Below are 21,148 nucleotides of genomic sequence, written 5' to 3' on the forward strand. Positions count from 1 at the left end.
TTCGCTTTGATCTGCCGAAGCTGATCAGTAAGTTTGCCGCGATCACTCGCGGCGGTATTGTTGACGTTTTGCTGTTCAGTTTTCAAAGTTCATATTATTGAATCGAATCGCTTAATGTGACAGCGACTTTTAAATACTACCAAACTTCCTCGTGGGAGTCAATAGTTATTTTCACTTTCTTCTCATCTCGCTTTTTACTAAAAACGCGACAAGAAATATCTTATCACCTTATCGCAATAAGCACAATAGTTTTTTAAAAAAACCGGATAAGCTATCTAGCTTATCCGGTTTTCACTTCCAATTTATTCTTTTGGTCGCATCTGAGGGAATAATAACACGTCTCGAATTGATGCTGAGTTAGTTAATAACATAACCAAGCGGTCAATCCCAATTCCTAACCCACCTGTTGGTGGAAGACCGTATTCTAACGCTTCGATAAAGTCATCATCCATTTCATGAGCTTCATCGTTCCCTTCTTCTTTTTCTATGAGTTGCGCTTCAAAACGTTCGCGCTGATCAATTGGATCGTTTAATTCTGTAAAGGCGTTTGCATGCTCTCTCCGTACGATGAAAAGTTCAAAGCGATCTGTGAAACGCTCATCTTCCGGATTTTTCTTAGCAAGCGGAGAAATTTCAACCGGATGTCCATAAATGAATGTAGGCTGAACCAATTGTTCTTCAACTTTTTGTTCGAAGAATTCATTGAGAATATGCCCAACTTCCATAGTCGGTTTGATTTCGATGCCATGTTTGTTGGCAAGTGCTTGTGCTTCTTCCTTCGACATACGATGCCAAAAATCTACACCCGTATATTCTTTAACTGCATCTGCCATGTGCAGGCGTTTCCAGCCTGGTGCTAGATTGATGTCTTCTTCTCCATAACGGACAGTGGTTGTGCCAAGAACTTCTTGTGCAGTGTGCGCAATTAAGTTCTCTGTCAAAGACATGATGTCATTGTAATCGGCATATGCTTCGTAAAGTTCGAGCATAGTGAATTCTGGATTATGACGTGTAGAGATGCCTTCGTTACGGAAGACGCGCCCGATTTCGTAAACTTTTTCTAATCCACCTACAATGAGGCGTTTCAAATGAAGTTCGATAGCAATTCGAATATATAATTGCATGTCTAACGCATTATGATGAGTAATAAATGGACGTGCAGTGGCTCCACCGGCAATTGAGTGAAGCATCGGTGTTTCGACTTCCAGGAAGCCTTGGTTATCCAGATAGCGACGCATCGCTTGAATGATGCGGCTGCGCAAAATAAACGTCTCTTTACTATTTTCGCTCACAATCAAGTCAAGGTAGCGCTGGCGATAGCGTTGCTCAACATCTTTCAAACCATGGAATTTTTCCGGCAGTGGGCGAAGTGCTTTTGTTAAGTATTCCACTTCTTGTGCCTTAACTGAAAGTTCACCAACATTTGTTTTAAAAATAGTGCCACGAACGCCGATGATGTCACCTAAGTCTGCTGTTTTGAAGAATTCATAGGAATCTTCTCCAATTGCGTCTTTACGAACGTAGATTTGAATCTGCCCCTTCAAATCCTGCAGATGCGCAAATCCTGCTTTACCTTTTCCGCGTTTTGTCATGATACGTCCCGCTATAATAACTTCAGCAGATTTTTCTTCTAATTCTTCTTTCGAGAATTGATCATACTGCTCAACAATTTCTTGGGAAAGGTGCGTGCGCTCAAAACGCTTCCCGAATGGATCGAGTCCATGCTCACGGAAGTTTTGCATCTTTTGGCGGCGCACCACTAATTGGTCATTCAACTCTTCTGACATTTCCTACACTCCTTTTTCTGTTAAAACCACGTGCTTTCGTGTATTTATCCATTGTACACAATTTTTCGTGCCGTTACATAAGAAAAGCTGCCGCTTTCCCGGCAACTTCTAATTGTATTCATTGCAATTCTTCTAATCGTAATTAATTCAGTTAATTAATTTGCATCAAGCAAAAATGTTTTTATGTCACTATACGTTTTCCATAATTCTACTTCCTGCGTTTCTAGACCTTCCGGAAGACTGAGTGAGGGCATCAGTTCTTGTAACGGCACGAGCACAAATGCCCGCTCGTACATGCGGGGATGCGGGAGGGTTAGCCTTTCTGTTGTCATCTTCTCTTGACCGTATAGCAATAGATCAAGATCTACTGTACGCGGGCCCCAGCGAACCAGCCGCTCCCTTTGCAAAATTTGTTCAATTTCTTGGCATGCATCCAATAACTCCAAAGGCGAGAGACTGGTTTCCAGTCGGATAACTAAATTCAGGAATGCACCCTGATCGAGATAGCCGACTGGAGCCGTTTCGTAGATGGAGGACATTCTTATGTTAGAAATGGAGGGATTCGCTTGAAGCAAGCGGACCGCTTCTTGAAGCTGAGCTTTCCGGTCCCCTAAATTTGAACCCAGAGATAGATAGGCTTCGTTCATCAGAAGCTCCCCCGGGTGATGTCGATTGCTACCGATTTGTAATGGCCGGGAATCGGCGGGTCAGGTTTGATTAGCTGAACGCGGACTCCTTGGACCAGGGGGAATTGGTTCAATAATTCAGCAGCTACTGTTTCGGCCACTGTTTCGACCAGCTTTTTCGGTTTCCCTTCAATAACTTGGCGACATGTTTCGTACGCTTCACCGTAATGAACCGTATGTTCCAACTCATCAGTTTCCCCGGCACGTTTTAAATCGATCGCTAGCGTCACTGTCGCCCGGAAGCGCTGTCCGAGTTTTTGTTCTTCTGCAAATACGCCATGATAACCGTAAAACTCCATTTCGTTTAAGTGAATATAATCCATCTCTATCCCTCCACCTTCGTCTTTCCTGTTAAGAAATCCATCATCTTGACTGTCTGCACCGTTTCTTTCACATCATGGACACGTACGATTTGGCAGCCTTTCATGACACCAAAAGCTGCCGTTGCGAGAGAGCCTTCCAAACGCTCGTCGACTTTTGCATCGAGTAGTTTGCCGATAAATGATTTGCGGGAAGTGCCGAGGAGCACAGGGTAGCCCATTGCTACGAGCTGATCGAGCCGCTGCATCATTTCGACATTTTGGGCGAGCGTCTTGGCAAATCCGATGCCGGGATCAAGCCAGATGTGCTCACTCCGAACACCGGCCTTTTGTGCGATTCGAATGCTTTCTTCGAGATCTTCTTTGGCTTCTTGCCAAAAATCATCGTACACCGCTTCTGTGCGGTTGTGCATTAGAATGATCGGTACTTGGTTGTCTGCGGCCACTCGGGCGATTTGGGAATCGTATTTGGCGCCCCAAATATCATTGATGATGTGCGCACCGGCCTTAACGGCTGCACGCGCGACAGCGGATTTGTATGTATCGATGGAGATAATCGACTCTGTTTGTTCTCTGAGCGCCCGGATGACCGGGACTACGCGAGCGATTTCTTCTTCGTCGGAAATCTGCGTGTGGCCGGGACGCGTTGATTCGCCACCTACATCGATTATTGCAGCACCGTCCTGGAGCATTTGCTTGGCGCGGGCCACCGCTTTTTCAATATTGTCGAATTGCCCGCCGTCGGAAAACGAATCCGGGGTCACATTCAAAATGCCCATTACTTGCGTTTTTGTGAATACATTTAAGTTCATCTTTGTCCACCGTCCATGTAGGAATTAAAGGGATCAATCATTTCCCGGGAAATGTGATTATACAAACTGCCCTTATCTTATCGTGAATCTATAGTTTCTGCACAGATAAAAGAGCCCTCTTCTCAGAGGGCTCTTTGGATCATCCGTTATTTTCATCAAATTGATAAAGCGGAGTGCTTAAATAGCGTTCACCGTTCGATGGCAAGATCGCCAATACTTTCTTGCCTTTGCCGAGTCTTTTTGCAAGTTCAAGCGCTGCATAGATTGCCGCTCCTGATGAGACACCGCCAAGGATGCCTTCTTCGCGGGCAGTTCTGCGGGCGAATTCATAGGATTGCTCGTTGCTAACTTGCATGATTTCGTCGTAAATTTCTGTGTTCAGTACGGCTGGAACAAAGCCAGCACCGATGCCTTGGATTTTGTGGGGGCCAGGTTTTCCGCCGGACAAGACAGGAGAGTCGGTCGGTTCGACGGCAACGATGTGGACATTAGGGAAATGCTCTTTTAACACTTGTCCAGCGCCTGTGATGGTGCCGCCTGTGCCGATACCCGAGATAAAGGCGTCCAATTGATCCATCGCTTCGACGATTTCAGGCCCTGTGGTCAGGCGATGCACTTCGGGGTTCGCTTCATTATTGAACTGCTGAGGCATGAACCAAGAATTTTCAGCCGCCAGTTTTTCAGCCGTTTTGATCGCGCCGTTTGGGCCGTTCATGCCATCCGGTCCCGGTGTTAACACTAGTTCTGCACCGTATGCGCGCAACAAGTTGCGGCGTTCCATGCTCATTGTTTCAGGCATGACAAGAACGCTTCGGTAACCTTTCGCGGCAGCGATCATGGCGAGGCCGATCCCTGTATTGCCGCTTGTCGGTTCAATTAACGTATCGCCTTCTTTTAGGTCGCCGGATTTTTCTGCCGCTTCGATCATCGCGAGCGCGATCCGGTCTTTTACGCTGGAGCCTGGGTTGAAGTATTCCAATTTAACGTAAACTTCCGCATCTTCAGGTCCTGTCAGCCGGTTTAATTTAACAATCGGTGTTTGCCCAATCAATTCGGTAATTGAATTTCCTACTCGTGCCATGTTTACCACTCCTAATCCCTACTATTTTTGTCGACATTATTTTATTTCATCCTATCAATTGCGGCGCGAACTGTCAATCCTTGGAGAGCGTCGGCAGATTATTCTCCTTCACCGTAAAACCATTCAGCATTGAATTCTTGCCAAAAAGCTTCGGGCGAGACGGATTGGGGCAATTGTTCGAGGGCCAACTCCCGGCTGATATGTTCTTTCACTTCGTCGTAACCGAACGTGCGGCCTTCGATTTTTTCTTTCACCATAATAACGGCGGTCCGCCCATCTTCAAGTGCCAGCGGGGCCGACCATGAGCCCGGTTCGATCGTTTCGACCGTTTTCGCGATTTGCGGATCGATCGACGCTTGGCCCGGAGATACAAACCCGATATCCCCGCCGAGATTGCCGGTGGCGTTATCGATGGAACGCTCGCGGGCCAGCGCTTCAAAGCTCGAGCCGTTGTCGAGTTCTTTGATCGCCTCTTCCGCCTCCGCTTTGGAATTCAAAACAATCATGCTTGTGCGGTAGGAATCTTTAACGTCATAGATGGCCCGGTTGTCCTCATAGAAGCCTTTGATGGTCTGGTCCTCGATAAGGACATCTTTCGTCAGGACCTTTTCCAAGATCAATTGCGCCTTCACTTTTTCGCGCTGGCGCTCGTTGTCATTTGCATACAGCAGTTCTTCGGTTCCGTCCCGAGCGGTCCGCATCATGGCCAGTTCCAGGTCAATTTCCTTATCCGACACTTCGATACCGTAATCATCTGCTGCAGCGGCCATGACTTTTTCATTGACCAATTCGAGAAGGGCACTTCGGCCGTGTTGCTGCTCCATCGATGCCATCCATTCAGCACGCGTGATTTCTTCGCCATCGACTGCTGCGACTTCCTCGTTGGCGGCACTGCTGCCATTGGGGATGAGCCAGGCGATGAACCACAGTAAATTGGCCAGCAATAAAATGCCGATGACCATTAATACCGGTTTCGTTTTCAAGTGGCGTTTCTGTTTCGAGGGTGTCGGGTTAGTTCGATTCGAGTTCATTGAGCAACGCTTCCAATTCTTCTTTGGTGTAATGATACTTTTCGTGGCAGAAATGGCATTCCGCTTCCGCTTGGCCGTCTGTATCGATCATTTGGCGGATTTCTTCTTTTCCGAGCCCCATGATGCCTTCTGCAAATTTTTCTTTTGAGCAGGTGCAATTGAACTGGACGGGCATTTCCCCGAGGATTTGCACATTATCTGCGCCCAGCACTTCTTCTAGGATCCCTTCAGGGGTGAGCCCGCGCTTGATCATGGACGAAACGGGTTCGATATTCGCCAAACGTTTTTCGATCAATGTAATGGTTTCGTCATCGATATCGGGCATCAATTGAATGATGAAGCCGCCTGCTGCGAGCACCGAATTATCGGTATCAACGAGAACGCCGAGCCCGACAGATGAAGGCACTTGCTCGGAGACGACGAAATAATACGTCAAGTCTTCCGCAATTTCCCCGGAGACGATCGGCGTCTGTCCGGTGAAATAATCGCGCATGCCCAGGTCCTTGACGACCGACAGCATGCCCTCTGTGCCAACCACGCCTTTGACATCGAGCTTCCCGCCTTTGCTGTCGACATGGGTTTGCGGATTGGCAACATAGCCGCGCACATTGCCTTTAGCGTCGCTATCGACCAATAAATGCCCGACCGGCCCGCCTGCCTCGATTTTCAAAGTGACGCGGTCTTCTCCTTTCAGCATCGCACCGAACATGACGCCGCCTGTCATTAAACGCCCGAGGGCCGCTGTTGCGGCGGGCCATGTCTGGTGGCGGCGCTGCGCTTCCCCGACCGTTTCTGTCGTATTGACTGCAAATGCACGCACGTTGCCATTAAAGCCAAGTCCGCGTACTAAATAATCTGCCATAGTGATTCTTCCTTTCCTTACGCTTGATTGCGTTTATAAATGAAATGCAGGCCTTTCAATGTCAAAAACGGGTCTATATGGTCGATCATATCCGACTCTGCGGCAATCAAGGGTGCAAGCCCGCCTGTCGCGATAACGGTCGGATGTTGTTTGCTTTGTTTTTTCATGCGGGTGATGATGCCTTCTGCTTGGCCGACATAGCCATAGACGATGCCCGCTTGCATTGCTGAAATGGTGTTTTTGCCGACGACCGAATCGGGACGCGCGATTTCAATGCGCGGCAATTTCGATGCTCGCGTGTATAGTGCTTCGGTCGAGCTTTGGATCCCCGGGGCGATGGCGCCGCCTTGGTATTGATTGTTTTCATCGATATAGCAAAAAGTGTTGGCGGTGCCGAAGTCGACAATGATCAAGGGTCCGCCATATTCCTGTATGGCCGCAACGGCATTAACGATACGGTCCGCACCGACTTCACGCGGGTTTTCGTATTTGATGTTGAGGCCGGTCTTGACGCCGGGCCCGACGACCAGCGCTTTGGTGTGAAAATATTTTTGTGCCATGCGCTCTAGCGCAAACATGATCGGCGGGACGACGGATGACATGATGACGCCGTCAATTGCTTCAAATCCGAGGCCGACGTGATTCAAAAACGCTTTGATCTGCATGGCGTATTCATCTTCGGTTTTGTGGCGGTCGGTTTCCATCCGCCAATGGTGCAGCAGTGTTTCGTTATCATATACGCCAAGGACGATATTGGTATTGCCGGTATCCATCACTAAAATCATAAATTCTCCCCATTTATCTGCTGAATTTCCAACACATCATACCATAATTCTACAAAAGCAAAAAGCCGGCGCCAAGCCCTTTTGAGGGGTGGCACCGGCTTTTCATTATTTACGGTCTTCTCGAATCGGTCCTTTGGAATCGGTTGATGAACCTTCTTCCGGTAAATCTCCTGATGACGGATCATTCGGTGCGCCCGTGACATCTGGGTTTACCTCGTCTGTTTCCGTTTCGCTTTCTTCTTTTTCGTAATTGCCGTTCAAGGCTTCATACGAACGTTCCGGCAATGTGCCGTGTTCTTTCAAATGCATGATTTGAGCGGCATCGAGTGTTTCCACTTCGAGCAATGTGTTGGCGAGTAGTTCAAGAAGTTCACGTTTTTCCGTGAGGATCTCTTTCGTCCGGACGTATTGCTCTTTGATGATGCGCTGGATTTCCTGATCGATTTCGAACGCAATCGCATCGGAATAATTTTGGTCTGAATTGAAGTCGCGTCCAAGGAAGACATTGCCGCCTTGGGATTGGCCAAATTGGATCGGGCCAATCTTGTCGCTCATCCCGTATTCAGTGACCATGCTGCGGGCGATTGCTGTTGCACGCTGGAAGTCATTGTGAGCGCCAGTGGATACTTCGCCAAAGACGATATCCTCTGCAACACGGCCGCCGAGCAAGCCGGCAATCTTATCGAGAAGTTCCGGTTTCGTCATGAAGTAACGGTCTTCACGCGGCAGCATGACGGCATATCCGCCAGCCTGGCCACGCGGCACAATCGTTACTTTATGAACGATGTCCGCATCATCCAGAATCAAGCCAATAACAGTATGCCCTGATTCATGGTATGCGACGATATTGCGTTCTTTTTTCGAGATGACGCGATTCTTCTTAGCCGGACCCGCGATGACGCGGTCTGTCGCTTCGTCGATATCGGCCATGTCAATTTTCTTCTTATTGCGGCGAGCGGCGACAAGCGCTGCTTCGTTCAATAAGTTCTCAAGGTCTGCACCGGAGAAGCCAGGCGTCCGCTGGGCAATCGCCTTCATGTCGACCGTGTCATCAAGCGGCTTATTGCGCGCATGCACTTTCAACACTTCTTCGCGTCCTTTAACATCCGGGCGGCCGACTGTGATCTGGCGGTCAAAACGGCCAGGACGCAGAAGTGCCGGGTCCAGGATATCCGGACGGTTGGTAGCAGCGATGATGATGATGCCTTCGTTCGCACCGAAGCCATCCATTTCAACGAGCAATTGGTTAAGCGTTTGTTCACGCTCATCATGCCCGCCGCCGAGGCCGGCGCCGCGCTGGCGGCCGACTGCATCGATTTCATCGATAAAGATGATACATGGTGCGTTTTTCTTCGCGTTCTCGAACAAATCACGAACACGCGAAGCCCCGACACCGACGAACATTTCAACGAAGTCCGAACCACTGATGGAGAAGAACGGCACGCCTGCTTCACCGGCTACTGCACGGGCAAGCAAGGTTTTACCGGTACCAGGAGGCCCGACAAGCAAGATCCCCTTTGGAATGCGGGCGCCGATTTCACCGAAGCGTTTCGGATCTTTCAGGAAGTCCACTACTTCGACAAGCTCTTGCTTCTCTTCATCCGCTCCGGCTACATCATCGAAGCGAACTTTTTGTTTCTGGTCATCGTATAATTTCGCCTTGCTTTTCCCGAAGTTCATCACTCGGCCGCCACCGCCGCCTTGTGATTGGTTTAGCAAGAAGAAGAACAGGATGAAGATGATGATGAATGGAATGATGCCCGTAAAGAATGAAACCCATCCGCTAGTCTGCGGCGCTTTCAAAAACTCGACATCTACATCTTGCGCTGTCGCGACTTCATCAATTTGCTGCGTCAATGCCTCGTTCTCGATCGGCACATTGGTCACAAATGATTCGCCTTCTTCGTAATCGGTCATTTCACCGGTCACTTCATACACTTGTGCGTCAGGCTGGATCGTGACATTCTCAATCTCGCCCGCGTTCAGCGCTGCCAAAAATTCGTTATAGCTAATGTTTTGCGTCGGTTGATTGCTATTATTGAAAGTTCCTAGAATACCGATGATGACTAGGAATATCAGTAGATAAAATATGGTGTATCGGAATATTCGATTCATCCCGCGCCTCCTCACAAAGTTTCCCAAAACTATACTAAATACTAACACAGGGACAAAAATGCATACAATGAAAAGCCTTTACGGCATGCTTGAAATCATCGGCTCTTTGAACGTTCTTTGACTATTCCTCTTCGCTGCTGTAAACAGATGGCTTAAGAATCCCAATATAGGGAAGATTGCGGTATTTTTCTGCGTAGTCCAAACCGTAGCCGACTACGAACGCATCCGGCACTTCAAAGCCGATATAATCCGCTTTTAAATCCACTTTGCGCCCAGTTGGCTTGTCGAGAAGCGTGACGATTTTAATGGAATTCGCTTTGCGGTATTTGAACAAGTCCACCAAATAGCTTAGTGTCAGCCCGCTGTCGATGATGTCTTCGATGATCAGCAAGTCACGGCCTTCGACGCTTGCATTCAAATCCTTGACGATTTTGACTTCGCCTGAAGAAACTGTTGCGTTTCCGTAGCTTGAAACGTCCATAAAGTCCATTTCCACGTAACCGTCAAAACGTTTCATGAGATCGCCCATGAATGGCATGGCGCCTTTTAATACGCCGATGGCAAGCGGGTATTTCCCTTCATAATCGCGCGTCAATGTTTCACCGAGTTCAAGTGCTTTTTCTTGAAGCTGTTCTTCGCTGATCAATACTTCTTTAATGTCCTTTTGTAGCATGGTGGGCCTCCTAGTTTCTTCCTCATTTTGCATGGTCTATGCATTGTTTAACTAATACACGGTTGTCTTCCGAACGCTTGGTCCGGCTCAGGCAAGCGGCGGTGCGCAAACCGGGCACCAGTAATACTCGATGTTTTCCGGCCACGATGATCGGCCAGTTGTCCCGTTGTTGCGACGGAACCTTCTCGTCAATCATCAGGCGCGCCAGTTTTTTTTCCTGGTTCATGCCGGCAAGCAAGATCCGGTCGCCCGGCTCCCTTCCACGGAGCGTGAACTCCGCCTCTTCGGATTGGAAATACCAAAAAACAGCATCTTCTGCTTCCGGCTCTTCGCCAACTGGCACCACCCGGTAACGGGAGCCCAGTACAGGCGGCGACCAAGAATGGCCGATGTCCGCCCGCTGGCGCTGCAGGCATTCTTTTGGTTTTTCAAAGAATACCTGGTCGTATTGGCGTGTCATCATATAATTTTGCGGCAAATGTAAAAAAACAGTGCCCGAGGAACTTTGCAGCAGCTCGCGCACTTGTTCCGCCAAATGGCTCGTTATTAACACTCGCTTGTCATCATATAGATAGTTTAATAGTAGTAGAACCATCCTTTTTTGTAAAGCAGAGGGATAGCTTCTGAAACTTTCGGCAGAAATAAGCAATTCCTTATCTGAAGGCAGCAATTCTTTTAGCGTTTGTTCGGCAAGCTGCTGAAGGAACGCAACGTCTTCATTGATTTGTTCAGCAAGCTCCGAAAAGTGTAACGAAGCGCGAGGGTTTTCCTGTGCCATCGCCGGCACAATGGCCTTGCGAATGCGGTTGCGCGTGTAAGTGTCACTGGCATTACTTGGGTCTTCGCGGTATGGCAATTTGTTCAATTGCGCATAATGGGCAATTTCCGCTTTGGTGACGGCAAGTTGTGGCCGTACGAGCATGCCGCTGCCGAACGGACGCTTGATGTGCATGCCAAAAGCCCCGTTCCACAGGCTGCCGCGCATGCCCTCCATCAAAATGGTCTCCAATTGGTCATCTGCGTGATGGGCCGTGATGAGCACCGTAGAGTCGGTTTTTTTCATCACTCGCTCGAATATTAGGTAACGTTCTTGTCGGCAGACATTTTGCATGTTCCCGCCATTTTCAGCTAAAATCGCCGGGATTGGAACTGCAAAACTTTCACACGGCACCTCCCACAGCTTGCATTGCTGTTCGACAAAGCGGCGGTCTTCCGCAGATTGTTCGCCTCTTAGCATATGATCGATATGCACCGCTGTGAGATGTACGCCCAATTGATGCCGTTTTTTTGAGAGAAACTGCAAAAGAACCATCGAATCGATGCCGCCCGAGACGCCGATGACGAGTCGATCGCCTTTTTCAAATAGCCCGTGTTTTTTATGGTATGCAAGCATCGTTTGTTCATAATGATCCACGGCATGCCCTCCTATTCTGGCTGTTTTCCAGTCCAAATAAAATAAATATCGTAAAAACATAAAATGCTAATTGACACATATGTATTAAGGATAGTATGATATAAACTGTTCGTTTGAACAAGGCGGCGTAGCTCAGCTGGCTAGAGCGTACGGTTCATACCCGTAAGGTCGGGGGTTCGATCCCCTCTGCCGCCATCCTGTTATAAGCAGCGCCCTCCGTAATGGAGGGCGCTGCTTTTTTATGTTAAAAAAGTATTGATCTGTTTGAAATGGTGGGCATCGTGCTTGGTGAGATCCCCGAAATAACGGCCCATCGTCATGTCTTGATCGTCGACGTAGAACACTGCATTCCATTGGCTAGGGGTGGCAGATGCCAGCTGCTCTTTCAACAAGCGGCGTTCTTCAATAGCTTGGGTGATGATGGCCGGAAAATCCATTGTCTCGGCTTTGTCGATTGCGCGCCGGTTGAACTCGTCGACTTCCGGCAAGGGCTCCAGATGCGCCCCTTCTGTCATATGCGGCAAGCGCTCACTCCGGATAAAACGGTCCCATTCCGCGAGATGCATGACCATCTGCGCAATCGACCATTTGCCGTCTGCGATCGGCTTATACGCGTCGGCTGGCTCCGATAAAGTCTTTTGGAGCGATTCCATATAGACTTCGTACTCGTCAAATGCCTGAAGCACTTGCTGTTGTTCCATTCTTTCCACACCTTTCCGCTATATCGTGCAGGACTCATGCCTGCTGAGCTGTCTACTTATTTAGACAAACGCACCCTATTCTCCTACCACTTCGCTTTTTTCGGCCGATAAAAAAACGCCCTCCCCGAAAGGAGATGCGTTCCATCTTCATAGTTCAACTAAGTTGAAGCATTTTCTCTATGCTATTAAAACAGCTAGCAAGTTAGCCTCTTTTCGCACCACGACCGCCACGCTTGGATTCTGTGGCACGCTTTAACGTCGACAGGTTGTCTTCGCTGTCTTTCAGGAATTTTGCCATCTTCGTTTCGAAGGTTTCCTTAGGGGCGCGGTCAAAAGAACGATTGTTCGGACGCGGACGGCTTGGACGGCTTGTGCCGCCTTCTGGCTGAGGCTTCGCTTTGCGGATCGACAAACCGATTTTCCCGTCTGCTTCTACATTCATCACTTTCACTTCTACCATTTCGCCAACTTTCAAGTGATCATTGATATCTTTCACATAGTTGTCGGCGACTTCACTAATATGCACGAGGCCTGTTGCACCTGTTGGAAGCTGTACGAACGCTCCAAAGTTTGTAATACCCGTGACTTTTCCTTCTAACTTGCTGCCTACTTCAATCGACATAAAAAAAATGCTCCTCCTTAAAATTTAAGATGACTCCAGATTCGGGCCAAATTGACAGTTTGCGGGACTGATCCCACCTTTAATTATAGCGATGAAAGGAAGAGTGTCAACCGACTACTCTTTTTCTTCGCCATCTTCCTGTCTTTTCTCGGCGTCATCCGGCAAGGTAAAAATAATCTCGCCTTCATTTGACAGGAAATAATCTTTGCGTGCAAGCTTCGACAAATAATCATCATCATTCAATAAACGGATCTGTTCTTCGAGCTTGGCTTGCTGCTTCTGTACTTCTTCAAGCTCGGCCATTTTTTCCTCTTGCAACTGTTCTTTTCCGGCAATGGTCTGGGATTGTGCATAAATGGTTGAACCTAACCAAATGCTCGTCAGTAGCACGACCAAGCCAAATACCGCCAGCCGCCTGTACAATACCACTTTATGCCGCTTTTTCCGTACGTCTTCAATTTCTGCAGCCCGCGTGTATTCATTTTGCAGCGGGGTCACTCCCTGATTTTCATGCATTTTCTCTCTCTTCACCTATGGACGCCCCTTCCCAACTGATTTTGTGATTATTATACATGAAAAACATTCCATTTAAAAAGATTTTCTGTAAGCCCTTTCTCCTTTTTTCCTGCATTTTACCGGAATTTAACCACCCCCCTTAATAATTAATAAAAATGCTGTTGACTTAATTTTTATGCAACTTTATAATACAGGACACATCATTTATTATAAAAATTACTTATATTGCATATATATTCATAGAAGGAGTGTGGAGTATGACAGGAAAATTGATTTTGGCAAATGGCGCATCGTTTACGGGAACGTGGCATGGCACACCAGTGGCAGTGCAAGGAGAAGTGGTTTTTTTCACCGGCATGACCGGCTACGAGGAAGTTATTACCGACCCGTCCTATAAAGGGCAAGTGATCGTTTTTTCGTATCCATTGATTGGCCAATACGGCATCGAGTCGCTTTATGCACAATCCGAAAAAATCCAAGCCTCTGGCATCATCGTTGCAGAGCTGTATGCGGGCCCATTGCCAAAACAAGCAATGTCGCTGGCACAATTCGCCAAAGCGCAAGGCGTTCCGCTCCTGAGCGGCATCGATACACGCTCAGTCATCCAACAGGTTCGTGAAACGGGTACTATGCCGGCACAGCTGCTTCACGGAAATGCGACTGAACAACCGTGGCAAATGATCAAGACCGATTTTTTCCCGGACATCGAAGCGGCAGCAACGAAGCAGGCCGGTGAAGGTTCATTGCATATCGGCCTGGTCGATTTCCATTACAAAGCATCCATTTTAAAAGAATTGCTCGCTCTCGGCTGCACGGTCAGCATCATCCCTTATAACGGGGCAGCCAACCTTCCTGAATCTCTTGGCGTTGACGGGCTATTGTTCTCGAACGGTCCGGGAGACCCGCAAGCATTGAACAGCCGCTTGCCGGTCTACCGCGCTTGGGCGGAACGCTATCCATCATTCGGCATTTGCCTTGGCCATCAAGTGCTGGCTTCCGCTTTCGGCGCGAAAACAACGAAGCTTGCTTACGGGCACCGGGGCGCCAACCATCCCGTCAAAAACAATAAGACCGGACGCGTCAGCATGAGTTCCCAGAACCACAGCTATGTCGTCGAAGCAGAGAGCTTGTCAGACACACCTTTTGAAGTGCTGTATGAAAATGTCAACGATGGCAGCATTGAAGGCTTGATCCATCCGCAATTGCCGATTACGACGGTCCAATTCCATCCGGAAGCAGCGCCAGGACCTGCGGATCATCTCGCCTTGTTCCATCAGTTCCTAGAGACCGCAAATGAAATGAAGAAGGTGAAAATGCATGCCTAAATTAGACTCTATTGAAAAAGTGCTCGTTATCGGATCAGGTGCCATCGTCATCGGGCAAGCCGCAGAGTTCGATTATTCCGGCACCCAAGCATGCCTTGCATTAAAAGAAGAAGGCATCGAAGTGGTACTCATCAATAACAACCCGGCAACGATCATGACCGATGAAAGCGTCTCGGATAAAGTGTATTTCGAACCGATGACACTCGAATCCGCTACTAAAATCATCGAGAAAGAACGCCCGGACGGCTTGCTCGCGACGGTCGGCGGGCAGACCGGCTTGAATTTGGCGATGGCACTGGCAGATGCCGGCATCTTGGAACAATACGGTGTCACATTACTCGGTACCGATATGAAAGCCATCAAAAAAGCGGAAGACCGCGACCAGTTCCGTTCCTTGATGCAGCAACTCGGTGAACCGGTGCCTGATTCCGACATCATCTACTCGCTCGACGGCGCGCTCGCTTTTGCAGAACGTACGGGTTATCCCGTTATCGTCCGTCCCGCCTATACGCTCGGCGGTTTCGGCGGCGGCATCGCAAGCGACGAAGCGGCTTATACCAAACTGGTCACACAAGGCTTGTCGGCAAGCCCGATCAAGCAATGCCTGGTCGAGACGAGCATCGCCGGCTATAAGGAAATCGAATACGAAGTGATGCGCGATGCTTCGGGCACCTGCATCACGGTTTGCAATATGGAGAACTTGGATCCGGTCGGTGTCCACACCGGCGATTCGATCGTCGTCGCCCCGAGCCAGACTTTGAACGATCCGGATTTTCACATGCTGCGCACGTCTTGCATCAACATCATCGAAGCGCTCGGCATCATCGGCGCCTGCAATGTGCAGTTCGCCCTCCATCCGGAAACCTCCGATTATTTTTTGATTGAAGTCAACCCGCGCGTCAGCCGCTCATCTGCGCTTGCTTCCAAGGCGACCGGCTACCCGATCGCGAAGATTGCTGCCAAGCTCGCAATCGGCTATACACTCCACGAGTTAAAGAACCCGGTGACCGGCACGACTTATGCAAGCTTCGAGCCGGCACTCGATTATGTGGCCTTGAAAATCCCGCGCTGGCCGTTCGACCAATTTCCTTTAGCAGACCGCACGCTCGGCACGCAGATGAAGGCGACCGGCGAAGTGATGGCGATCGAACGGCGCATGGAAGCCGCCATGCAAAAAGCGCTGCGCTCGCTTGAACTGCCGATCGACGGGTTCCGCCTTCCTGCCCTATACGCATTGCCGACGGGTGAGTTGCTGGAACTCGCAATGAAGCCGGACGACCGCCGTTTGTTCGTGTTGTTCGAATTGCTCATCCGCGGGAAAACCACCGACGAACTGCATGCCATCACCGGCATCACGCCGTATTTCTTATACGTGTTATCGAATATTGTTGCAGAATGGCAAGACCTCAAATCGATCAGCTGGAACACAGTGACCGCAGAACGCTTATTGCAGGCGAAAAAACTCGGCTTCAGCGACCAGCAAATGGCCGATATTTGGGGAGTGCCGGCAGCGGAAATTTGGGGGCAGCGCAGAAGCTATAAAATTGCGCCAGCTTACCGGATGATCGACACTTGCGCCGCGGAATTCCGCTCGAATACAAAATATTTCTATTCCACATGGGACAATGCCGCAGATGTCGACCGCTCAAATGATGCAAAAAAAGTGGCGGTCGTCGGATCCGGCCCAATCCGCATCGGGCAAGGCATCGAATTTGATTATTGCTGCGTGCACAGCGTCATGGCCGCACAGAAACTGGGCTACGAAGCGGTCATGATCAACAACAACCCGGAAACCGTCAGCACCGATTACGAAGTGGCCGATGCGCTTTATTTCGAACCGATCACAGCGGAAGATGTCTTGAACGTCCTGGAATTTGAAGGCATACACCAAGTCATCCTCCAGTTCGGTGGCCAGACTTCGCTTAATTTGGCGAAAGCGCTGGAACAAGCGGGCATCACCGTGCTCGGCTCATCGGTCGATTTGCTGGACCAAATGGAAGACCGCGACCGCTTTTACGCGTTTCTTGAATCAATCGGCTTGCCGACCATCCCCGGGACGACGGCAAATGCGCCGGAAGAAGTGCTGCCGGCAGCGGAAAAACTCGGCTTCCCTGTCTTGCTCCGCCCTTCTTATGTCATCGGCGGACGCGGCATGATCGTGCTTCACGACCAAGCGGAGCTTGATGCTTGGCTCGCGGGCGCGGACAAGGCGTTTCCGGTATTGGTCGACCATTTCGTTACCGGCAAAGAAGCGGAAGCGGATATTTTAACGGATGGCGACAATGTCTGGGTGTCGGCGATCTTCGAGCACATCGAAGGGACCGGCGTCCATTCCGGCGACAGCATTGCGAGCACGCCGCCCGTAACGCTGTCAGATGCCCAGCAGCAAAAGCTGGTCGATACCGCAAAGCATATTGCAAGACAACTCGATTACACCGGGCTGTTCAATATTCAATTCGTCTACGAAGAAAATCAATTATTCGTCATGGAAATCAACCCTCGGGCGTCGCGCACGGCGCCGATCAGCTCGAAAGTGACGGATGTGCCGCTCGTTCAGCACGCTACCGCCCTACTGCTCGGCGTGCCGTACGAGGAGCTTGGCATTGAAAACACATATAACGGACAACCGGACTTTACTGTTAAAGCCCCGGTGTTCTCCCATATTAAATTGCCTGGCCTGTCCCCGGTGCTGTCGCCTGAGATGATGTCGACCGGTGAAGTGATCGGCACAGCCAAGCTGTTTGAAGAAGCGCTCGAGAAAGCATTGACGGGGGCTTCTGTGCAGCTGGCGAAACTTGCAACAGGTTCAACGCTGTTCGCTGCTAAAGACAGCGCCGATTACGAGCAACTCGACGCCTTCCGGTCACAAGGCTTGACGATCGTCACCGAAGACCAACTTTCGTTTAACGAGTGGTTAGTATCGAAAGACGCTGCCGCCTATCTCGACTTTTCCGAAACGCCTGACGCTGCCCGCATGGCGCAAGCGGCCATCCACCGCCTCCATGCCTGGTCGCGCCCGGAGACTGCGGCCGCTTACGCCGCGAGCCAAAAAATCCAATCTGAACGCTTGAAAGGAGTGCTTGCCCAATGACGATGATCATGCCGCTTGCCCCAACGGTTGCCCAGGAAGATTTTCTCTCATTGAAAGACTATAGCACCGAGGAGATCCTCGATCTGCTTAATTTAGCGATTGAATTAAAGAAACCGGAAAACAAACATTTGCCACTCTTGAAAGGAAAAGTGCTCGGCATGATCTTCGAGAAATCGTCGACCCGTACGCGCGTGTCGTTTGAAGCGGGCATGCTGCAGCTCGGCGGCCACGCGATGTTCTTGAGTTCTCAGGATACCCAGCTCGGCCGCGGTGAAACGATTGCCGATACGGCCCGTGTATTGTCGGGTTATTTGGACGGCTTGATGATCCGCACATTCCACCAATCCGCCGTTGAAGAGCTCGCCGAGTTCAGTTCGATTCCCGTCATCAATGGCTTGACGGACGATTACCACCCGTGCCAAGTGCTCGCTGATTTGATGACGCTGATGGAACATTTCGGCGAGTTGAAAGGCCGCAAGCTGGCGTATATCGGAGATGGCAATAATATGGCCAATTCCTTGATGATCGGTGCCGCCAAAGTCGGGCTCGATATCGCGATCGCCGCCCCGAAAGGCTATGAGCCAAAAGCGGAGATGGTCGAACTCGCACGGGCCATCGCGCAAAATACCGGGTCTCTGGTGACGGTGACCAATGATCCCGTCGAAGCCGTCAAAAATAGCGACGCCATCTATACAGATGTCTGGGCGAGCATGGGCCAGGAAGCGGAAGCTATCAAACGTTTGAATGATTTTGCAGGATTCCAAGTGAATGCAGAACTGGTACAGCACGCAAAAGCTGATTACATCTTTATGCATTGCCTCCCTGCGCACCGTGAGGAAGAAGTGACGACTGCTATTTTGGAAGGGCCGCATTCGGTTATTTTCCAGGAAGCGGAAAACCGCCTGCATGCCCAAAAAGCGGTGCTTGTGACTTTGATGGGCGATTGAACTTATTGATACGAATGAAGAGCCTTGCCTGCAAATGGCGAGGCTCTTTTTGGGGTTGGCGAATTTTTAGCGGAGTGGCGTTTTCATGTGTGGAGGAGGAAGCTGTGTTTTTTCATCACCTTGGTAGCCGCCACCTCGCTTTGGGTTGAGCTCCCGCCATAAGCCAGGAAGAACGCCTGTCTCATGGCTTCGCTTCACCCTTAAGCGCGAGGGGCTTAGATATTTCGTTGAATCGAATGAGTCAGATGGTTTCGGTTCTGTATGGTTCGCCCGCCTTTGAATACCTCGCTTAGTTGGCAATGCATATGCTGAACAAAATCAGTAAACTGGTCTACCGAGAAAATGTGCACTTTATTTCTTCATTTACTAAATTGAGAGGGTGACGCAATTAATCACCATTCGAAACCTAGAGATGGAGTGTAGGGCGGCGACGCCTGAGGGATCAGCGGGTTTGAGAGACCCCACAGGAGCGCATGATTTTGGCGCGACGAGGAGGCTCGATTCCCGCCCCTAGGCAAGCGTCCGCCCGAAGCGCAATCTCTACCCGTAACTCTTACACGCCAAAAGTTCCCACAGCACAAAAAGAACCCAACCGCTAACCGGTTGGGTTCTTTTTCATTCTTTATGCCTCATCGTCCACAAAGCTCGGGTCCACTTTATCAAGCTTTTCTTCGTTCAAGATCGTGTACATTTCCGCAGTTTGTTCTTTTCGGACGTTTTCGCGCAATTGGTCGATGCGTGCTGTGACCACTTTCTGGCCGAAGCGGATCTGCAGTTCGTCGCCTTCTTTGACGACGCTGCTTGCTTTTGCTTTATTGCCATTGACCAAAATGCGCCCCTGGTCGGCTACTTCTTTCGCCAAGGTGCGGCGCTTGATCAAACGGGATACTTTCAGGAATTTATCGAGTCTCATGGTCTTCGCCCTCTCCGTGCCCAGCCTTCGCTTCGTTCCAGAAGCCATCGAGCTGGTCTAATGTGTAATCTGAAAATGTGCGGCCGCCTTCTTGCGCGCGCCGCTCGACGTGCGAAAAGCGCGTGTGGAATTTGCGGTTCGCCTGGACCATCGCCTGCTCCGGCGACAAACCGTAAAAGCGCGCGATGTTGACAAGCGTGAACAACAAGTCGCCGAATTCATCAAGCTGCTGGTCTTTGGAACCTTTCGCCACTTCATCTTTGAACTCCTGCAATTCCTCTTCGAACTTCGACCACGCACCGTCCGCGTCTTTCCACGTAAAACCTGCTTTCGCTGCCTTTTTCTGGAAATTATACGAAGTCATTAGCGAAGAACTATAACGTTCCTGGCCATCAAGCAGCGATTCTCCTGCCGGTTTTTCCTGGCGTTTGATCGCTTGCCAATTATCGACCACTTCATCTGCAGACGCCACTTCCACATCGCTGAAGACATGCGGATGGCGGCGGATCATTTTATCGCTGATCGCTTGCAACACATCTTCGAGTTGGAAATAGCCGTTGTCCTGTCCGATTTGCGCGTGCAGGAACACTTGCAACAACACGTCGCCCAACTCTTCAGCAATCGCTTCGTCGTCTTCCTCTTCAATCGCCTGCAATAGTTCGTGTGCTTCTTCAAGCAAATACGGGCGCAAGGATTCATGCGTCTGCTCGCGGTCCCACGGGCAGCCTTCAGGACTGCGAAGTTTTGCAATGATGTCACGGAACGTCTGCCATTCTTTCAAACGCTGCGTCTGTTCCGTTGCAGGAGGGACGTAGACGGTCGTCAAATTGTCGATCTCTGCCGAACGGTCGAGTTCGTGGAGCGGCACCGTGCGCAGGCGCTCAGAAGCGGCACCGGCGGCTGTGACGATTGTTACCGGATAATCATCCGGGTATTTCTCCATCAGCGATAGCTTCACTTCGGATGCGCTGAACTGGTCATACACTTGCGCGATTAAAATGTGTTCGGTCATATTCAACCGGTCGCTGTTGAGGCCTGTGCCATCCACCAGCTGGAAGCCTTCGATCGGGTCGATGCGCAATGCGCCGAATATGGCGTCGAGAAAGCTTTGTCCCCCGGCAATCGACAGTTCGCAGCGCCCTTGCTGTTCTGCTTCAATCAAAAACTGCACCGTCTGCTCCGCGACGAGCGGGTGTCCCGGGACCGCGTAATAAATCGGACCATTCTCCGCATGTGCGATAAGCGTTTCGGCAATTTCCCGATACACTGGTGCAAAATCATCGTGTTTTTCGTAAATTGCATCAAAACTCTCGTAACGTAAGCCTTCTGTTTCGAGCTCTGCCACGACCGGATGGTCCGCAGTCCGCAAATAAAGCGGGTCCGCCTCTTTCAATGTGCGGTATATGCCGAGCGGCAATTGCAGAAGATCTCCGGCGCCAAGGCCGAGTATGTGAATGGTATGCATCA

Annotated in this window: 19 protein-coding genes and 1 tRNA gene; 4 read left to right on the forward strand and 16 right to left on the reverse strand. The window is 50.0% G+C overall.

The features are described 5' to 3' along the window. Nucleotides 1-302: 302 nt before the first annotated feature. The 11 genes from lysS to tilS all read right to left on the reverse strand — a co-directional run bounded on the left by lysS (nucleotide 303) and on the right by tilS (nucleotide 11,566). Nucleotides 303-1,787, reverse strand: a complete 1,485-nt coding sequence (lysS, locus tag AB9R92_RS00060; protein ID WP_370667559.1) for a lysine--tRNA ligase — start codon at nucleotides 1,785-1,787, stop codon at nucleotides 303-305. Nucleotides 1,788-1,942: 155 nt separating this feature from the next. Next, nucleotides 1,943-2,434 (reverse strand): 2-amino-4-hydroxy-6-hydroxymethyldihydropteridine diphosphokinase, encoded by a 492-nt coding sequence (gene folK / locus AB9R92_RS00065; protein ID WP_370667560.1) that lies wholly within the window; start codon nucleotides 2,432-2,434, stop codon nucleotides 1,943-1,945. Beyond that, nucleotides 2,434-2,796, reverse strand: a complete 363-nt coding sequence (folB, locus tag AB9R92_RS00070) for a dihydroneopterin aldolase (protein ID WP_370667561.1) — start codon at nucleotides 2,794-2,796, stop codon at nucleotides 2,434-2,436. Before folB ends, folK begins: the two co-directional genes overlap by 1 nt. A gap of 2 nt (nucleotides 2,797-2,798) precedes the next feature. Beyond that, nucleotides 2,799-3,605 carry a dihydropteroate synthase gene (gene folP / locus AB9R92_RS00075; protein ID WP_370667562.1) on the reverse strand — a complete coding sequence of 269 codons (807 nt, stop codon included), beginning with the start codon at nucleotides 3,603-3,605 and terminating at the stop codon, nucleotides 2,799-2,801. A gap of 139 nt (nucleotides 3,606-3,744) precedes the next feature. Next, a complete protein-coding gene (gene cysK, locus AB9R92_RS00080; protein ID WP_370667563.1) occupies nucleotides 3,745-4,686 on the reverse strand; it encodes a cysteine synthase A in 942 nt (313 codons plus the stop codon). A 98-nt stretch (nucleotides 4,687-4,784) separates the two neighbouring features. Further along, nucleotides 4,785-5,717 carry a peptidyl-prolyl cis-trans isomerase gene (locus AB9R92_RS00085; RefSeq protein ID WP_370667564.1) on the reverse strand — a complete coding sequence of 311 codons (933 nt, stop codon included), beginning with the start codon at nucleotides 5,715-5,717 and terminating at the stop codon, nucleotides 4,785-4,787. Beyond that, nucleotides 5,698-6,579: an Hsp33 family molecular chaperone HslO gene (gene hslO, locus AB9R92_RS00090; protein WP_370667565.1), complete on the reverse strand. Its 882-nt coding sequence runs from the start codon at nucleotides 6,577-6,579 to the stop codon at nucleotides 5,698-5,700. Before hslO ends, AB9R92_RS00085 begins: the two co-directional genes overlap by 20 nt. A 17-nt stretch (nucleotides 6,580-6,596) precedes the next feature. After that, complete coding sequence (locus AB9R92_RS00095) at nucleotides 6,597-7,364, reverse strand: type III pantothenate kinase (RefSeq protein ID WP_370667566.1); 768 nt, start codon at nucleotides 7,362-7,364, stop codon at nucleotides 6,597-6,599. Between the two features lie 105 nt (nucleotides 7,365-7,469). After that, entirely contained in the window at nucleotides 7,470-9,479 is a 2,010-nt protein-coding gene (gene ftsH / locus AB9R92_RS00100) for an ATP-dependent zinc metalloprotease FtsH (RefSeq protein ID WP_370667567.1), read from the reverse strand. Nucleotides 9,480-9,600: 121 nt separating this feature from the next. Next, nucleotides 9,601-10,152: a hypoxanthine phosphoribosyltransferase gene (gene hpt / locus AB9R92_RS00105; RefSeq protein WP_370667568.1), complete on the reverse strand. Its 552-nt coding sequence runs from the start codon at nucleotides 10,150-10,152 to the stop codon at nucleotides 9,601-9,603. 22 nt (nucleotides 10,153-10,174) lie between these two features. Continuing rightward, nucleotides 10,175-11,566 carry a tRNA lysidine(34) synthetase TilS gene (gene tilS, locus AB9R92_RS00110; protein WP_370667569.1) on the reverse strand — a complete coding sequence of 464 codons (1,392 nt, stop codon included), beginning with the start codon at nucleotides 11,564-11,566 and terminating at the stop codon, nucleotides 10,175-10,177. Between the two features lie 121 nt (nucleotides 11,567-11,687). Between tilS and AB9R92_RS00115 the strand changes: the two genes are divergently transcribed. Then, nucleotides 11,688-11,761: transfer RNA gene (locus AB9R92_RS00115), tRNA-Met, on the forward strand. 44 nt (nucleotides 11,762-11,805) lie between these two features. Here AB9R92_RS00115 and AB9R92_RS00120 read toward each other — a convergent pair. The 3 genes from AB9R92_RS00120 to AB9R92_RS00130 form a co-directional block, all read right to left on the reverse strand. After that, a complete protein-coding gene (locus tag AB9R92_RS00120) occupies nucleotides 11,806-12,267 on the reverse strand; it encodes a DinB family protein (RefSeq protein ID WP_370667570.1) in 462 nt (153 codons plus the stop codon). Nucleotides 12,268-12,469: 202 nt separating this feature from the next. Beyond that, nucleotides 12,470-12,889: a S1 domain-containing RNA-binding protein gene (locus AB9R92_RS00125; RefSeq protein ID WP_058382215.1), complete on the reverse strand. Its 420-nt coding sequence runs from the start codon at nucleotides 12,887-12,889 to the stop codon at nucleotides 12,470-12,472. A 114-nt stretch (nucleotides 12,890-13,003) separates the two neighbouring features. Beyond that, nucleotides 13,004-13,420, reverse strand: coding sequence for an FtsB family cell division protein (locus AB9R92_RS00130; RefSeq protein ID WP_370667571.1), 417 nt, complete (start codon nucleotides 13,418-13,420; stop codon nucleotides 13,004-13,006). 242 nt (nucleotides 13,421-13,662) lie between these two features. On the opposite strand from AB9R92_RS00130, the gene AB9R92_RS00135 reads away from it, so the two are divergent. Genes AB9R92_RS00135 through argF form a run of 3 tightly spaced genes read left to right on the forward strand, consistent with a single transcriptional unit; the run spans nucleotide 13,663 to nucleotide 18,768 of the window. Further along, a complete protein-coding gene (locus AB9R92_RS00135; protein ID WP_370667572.1) occupies nucleotides 13,663-14,730 on the forward strand; it encodes a carbamoyl phosphate synthase small subunit in 1,068 nt (355 codons plus the stop codon). Further along, entirely contained in the window at nucleotides 14,723-17,821 is a 3,099-nt protein-coding gene (locus AB9R92_RS00140) for a carbamoyl-phosphate synthase (glutamine-hydrolyzing) large subunit (RefSeq protein ID WP_370667573.1), read from the forward strand. Before AB9R92_RS00135 ends, AB9R92_RS00140 begins: the two co-directional genes overlap by 8 nt. Next, entirely contained in the window at nucleotides 17,818-18,768 is a 951-nt protein-coding gene (gene argF, locus AB9R92_RS00145) for an ornithine carbamoyltransferase (protein WP_370667574.1), read from the forward strand. Before AB9R92_RS00140 ends, argF begins: the two co-directional genes overlap by 4 nt. A 622-nt stretch (nucleotides 18,769-19,390) precedes the next feature. On the opposite strand, the gene AB9R92_RS00150 is transcribed toward argF, so the two are convergent. Both AB9R92_RS00150 and yabN read right to left on the reverse strand, forming a co-directional pair. Then, nucleotides 19,391-19,681, reverse strand: a complete 291-nt coding sequence (locus tag AB9R92_RS00150) for an RNA-binding S4 domain-containing protein (RefSeq protein WP_058382220.1) — start codon at nucleotides 19,679-19,681, stop codon at nucleotides 19,391-19,393. Further along, nucleotides 19,668-21,146, reverse strand: a complete 1,479-nt coding sequence (gene yabN / locus AB9R92_RS00155) for a bifunctional methyltransferase/pyrophosphohydrolase YabN (RefSeq protein ID WP_370667575.1) — start codon at nucleotides 21,144-21,146, stop codon at nucleotides 19,668-19,670. The genes AB9R92_RS00150 and yabN overlap by 14 nt, the downstream gene beginning before the upstream one ends. Nucleotides 21,147-21,148: the final 2 nt, after the last annotated feature.

This window comes from Planococcus sp. SSTMD024, from assembly GCF_041320495.1.
Lineage (GTDB): Bacteria > Bacillota > Bacilli > Bacillales_A > Planococcaceae > Planococcus.

What these genes read in the sequence shown, in the direction of transcription:
- folB (WP_370667561.1), bottom strand. Translation starts at nt 2,796, where the DNA reads ATGGATTATATTCACTTAAACGAAATGGAGTTTTACGGTTATCATGGC.
- ftsH (WP_370667567.1), bottom strand. Translation starts at nt 9,479, where the DNA reads ATGAATCGAATATTCCGATACACCATATTTTATCTACTGATATTCCTA.
- AB9R92_RS00095 (WP_370667566.1), bottom strand. Translation starts at nt 7,364, where the DNA reads ATGATTTTAGTGATGGATACCGGCAATACCAATATCGTCCTTGGCGTA.
- cysK (WP_370667563.1), bottom strand. Translation starts at nt 4,686, where the DNA reads ATGGCACGAGTAGGAAATTCAATTACCGAATTGATTGGGCAAACACCG.
- folP (WP_370667562.1), bottom strand. Translation starts at nt 3,605, where the DNA reads ATGAACTTAAATGTATTCACAAAAACGCAAGTAATGGGCATTTTGAAT.
- hpt (WP_370667568.1), bottom strand. Translation starts at nt 10,152, where the DNA reads ATGCTACAAAAGGACATTAAAGAAGTATTGATCAGCGAAGAACAGCTT.
- AB9R92_RS00135 (WP_370667572.1), top strand. Translation starts at nt 13,663, where the DNA reads ATGACAGGAAAATTGATTTTGGCAAATGGCGCATCGTTTACGGGAACG.
- AB9R92_RS00150 (WP_058382220.1), bottom strand. Translation starts at nt 19,681, where the DNA reads ATGAGACTCGATAAATTCCTGAAAGTATCCCGTTTGATCAAGCGCCGC.
- argF (WP_370667574.1), top strand. Translation starts at nt 17,818, where the DNA reads ATGACGATGATCATGCCGCTTGCCCCAACGGTTGCCCAGGAAGATTTT.
- AB9R92_RS00140 (WP_370667573.1), top strand. Translation starts at nt 14,723, where the DNA reads ATGCCTAAATTAGACTCTATTGAAAAAGTGCTCGTTATCGGATCAGGT.
- AB9R92_RS00085 (WP_370667564.1), bottom strand. Translation starts at nt 5,717, where the DNA reads ATGAACTCGAATCGAACTAACCCGACACCCTCGAAACAGAAACGCCAC.
- hslO (WP_370667565.1), bottom strand. Translation starts at nt 6,579, where the DNA reads ATGGCAGATTATTTAGTACGCGGACTTGGCTTTAATGGCAACGTGCGT.
- folK (WP_370667560.1), bottom strand. Translation starts at nt 2,434, where the DNA reads ATGAACGAAGCCTATCTATCTCTGGGTTCAAATTTAGGGGACCGGAAA.
- AB9R92_RS00120 (WP_370667570.1), bottom strand. Translation starts at nt 12,267, where the DNA reads ATGGAACAACAGCAAGTGCTTCAGGCATTTGACGAGTACGAAGTCTAT.
- yabN (WP_370667575.1), bottom strand. Translation starts at nt 21,146, where the DNA reads ATGCATACCATTCACATACTCGGCCTTGGCGCCGGAGATCTTCTGCAA.
- lysS (WP_370667559.1), bottom strand. Translation starts at nt 1,787, where the DNA reads ATGTCAGAAGAGTTGAATGACCAATTAGTGGTGCGCCGCCAAAAGATG.
- AB9R92_RS00125 (WP_058382215.1), bottom strand. Translation starts at nt 12,889, where the DNA reads ATGTCGATTGAAGTAGGCAGCAAGTTAGAAGGAAAAGTCACGGGTATT.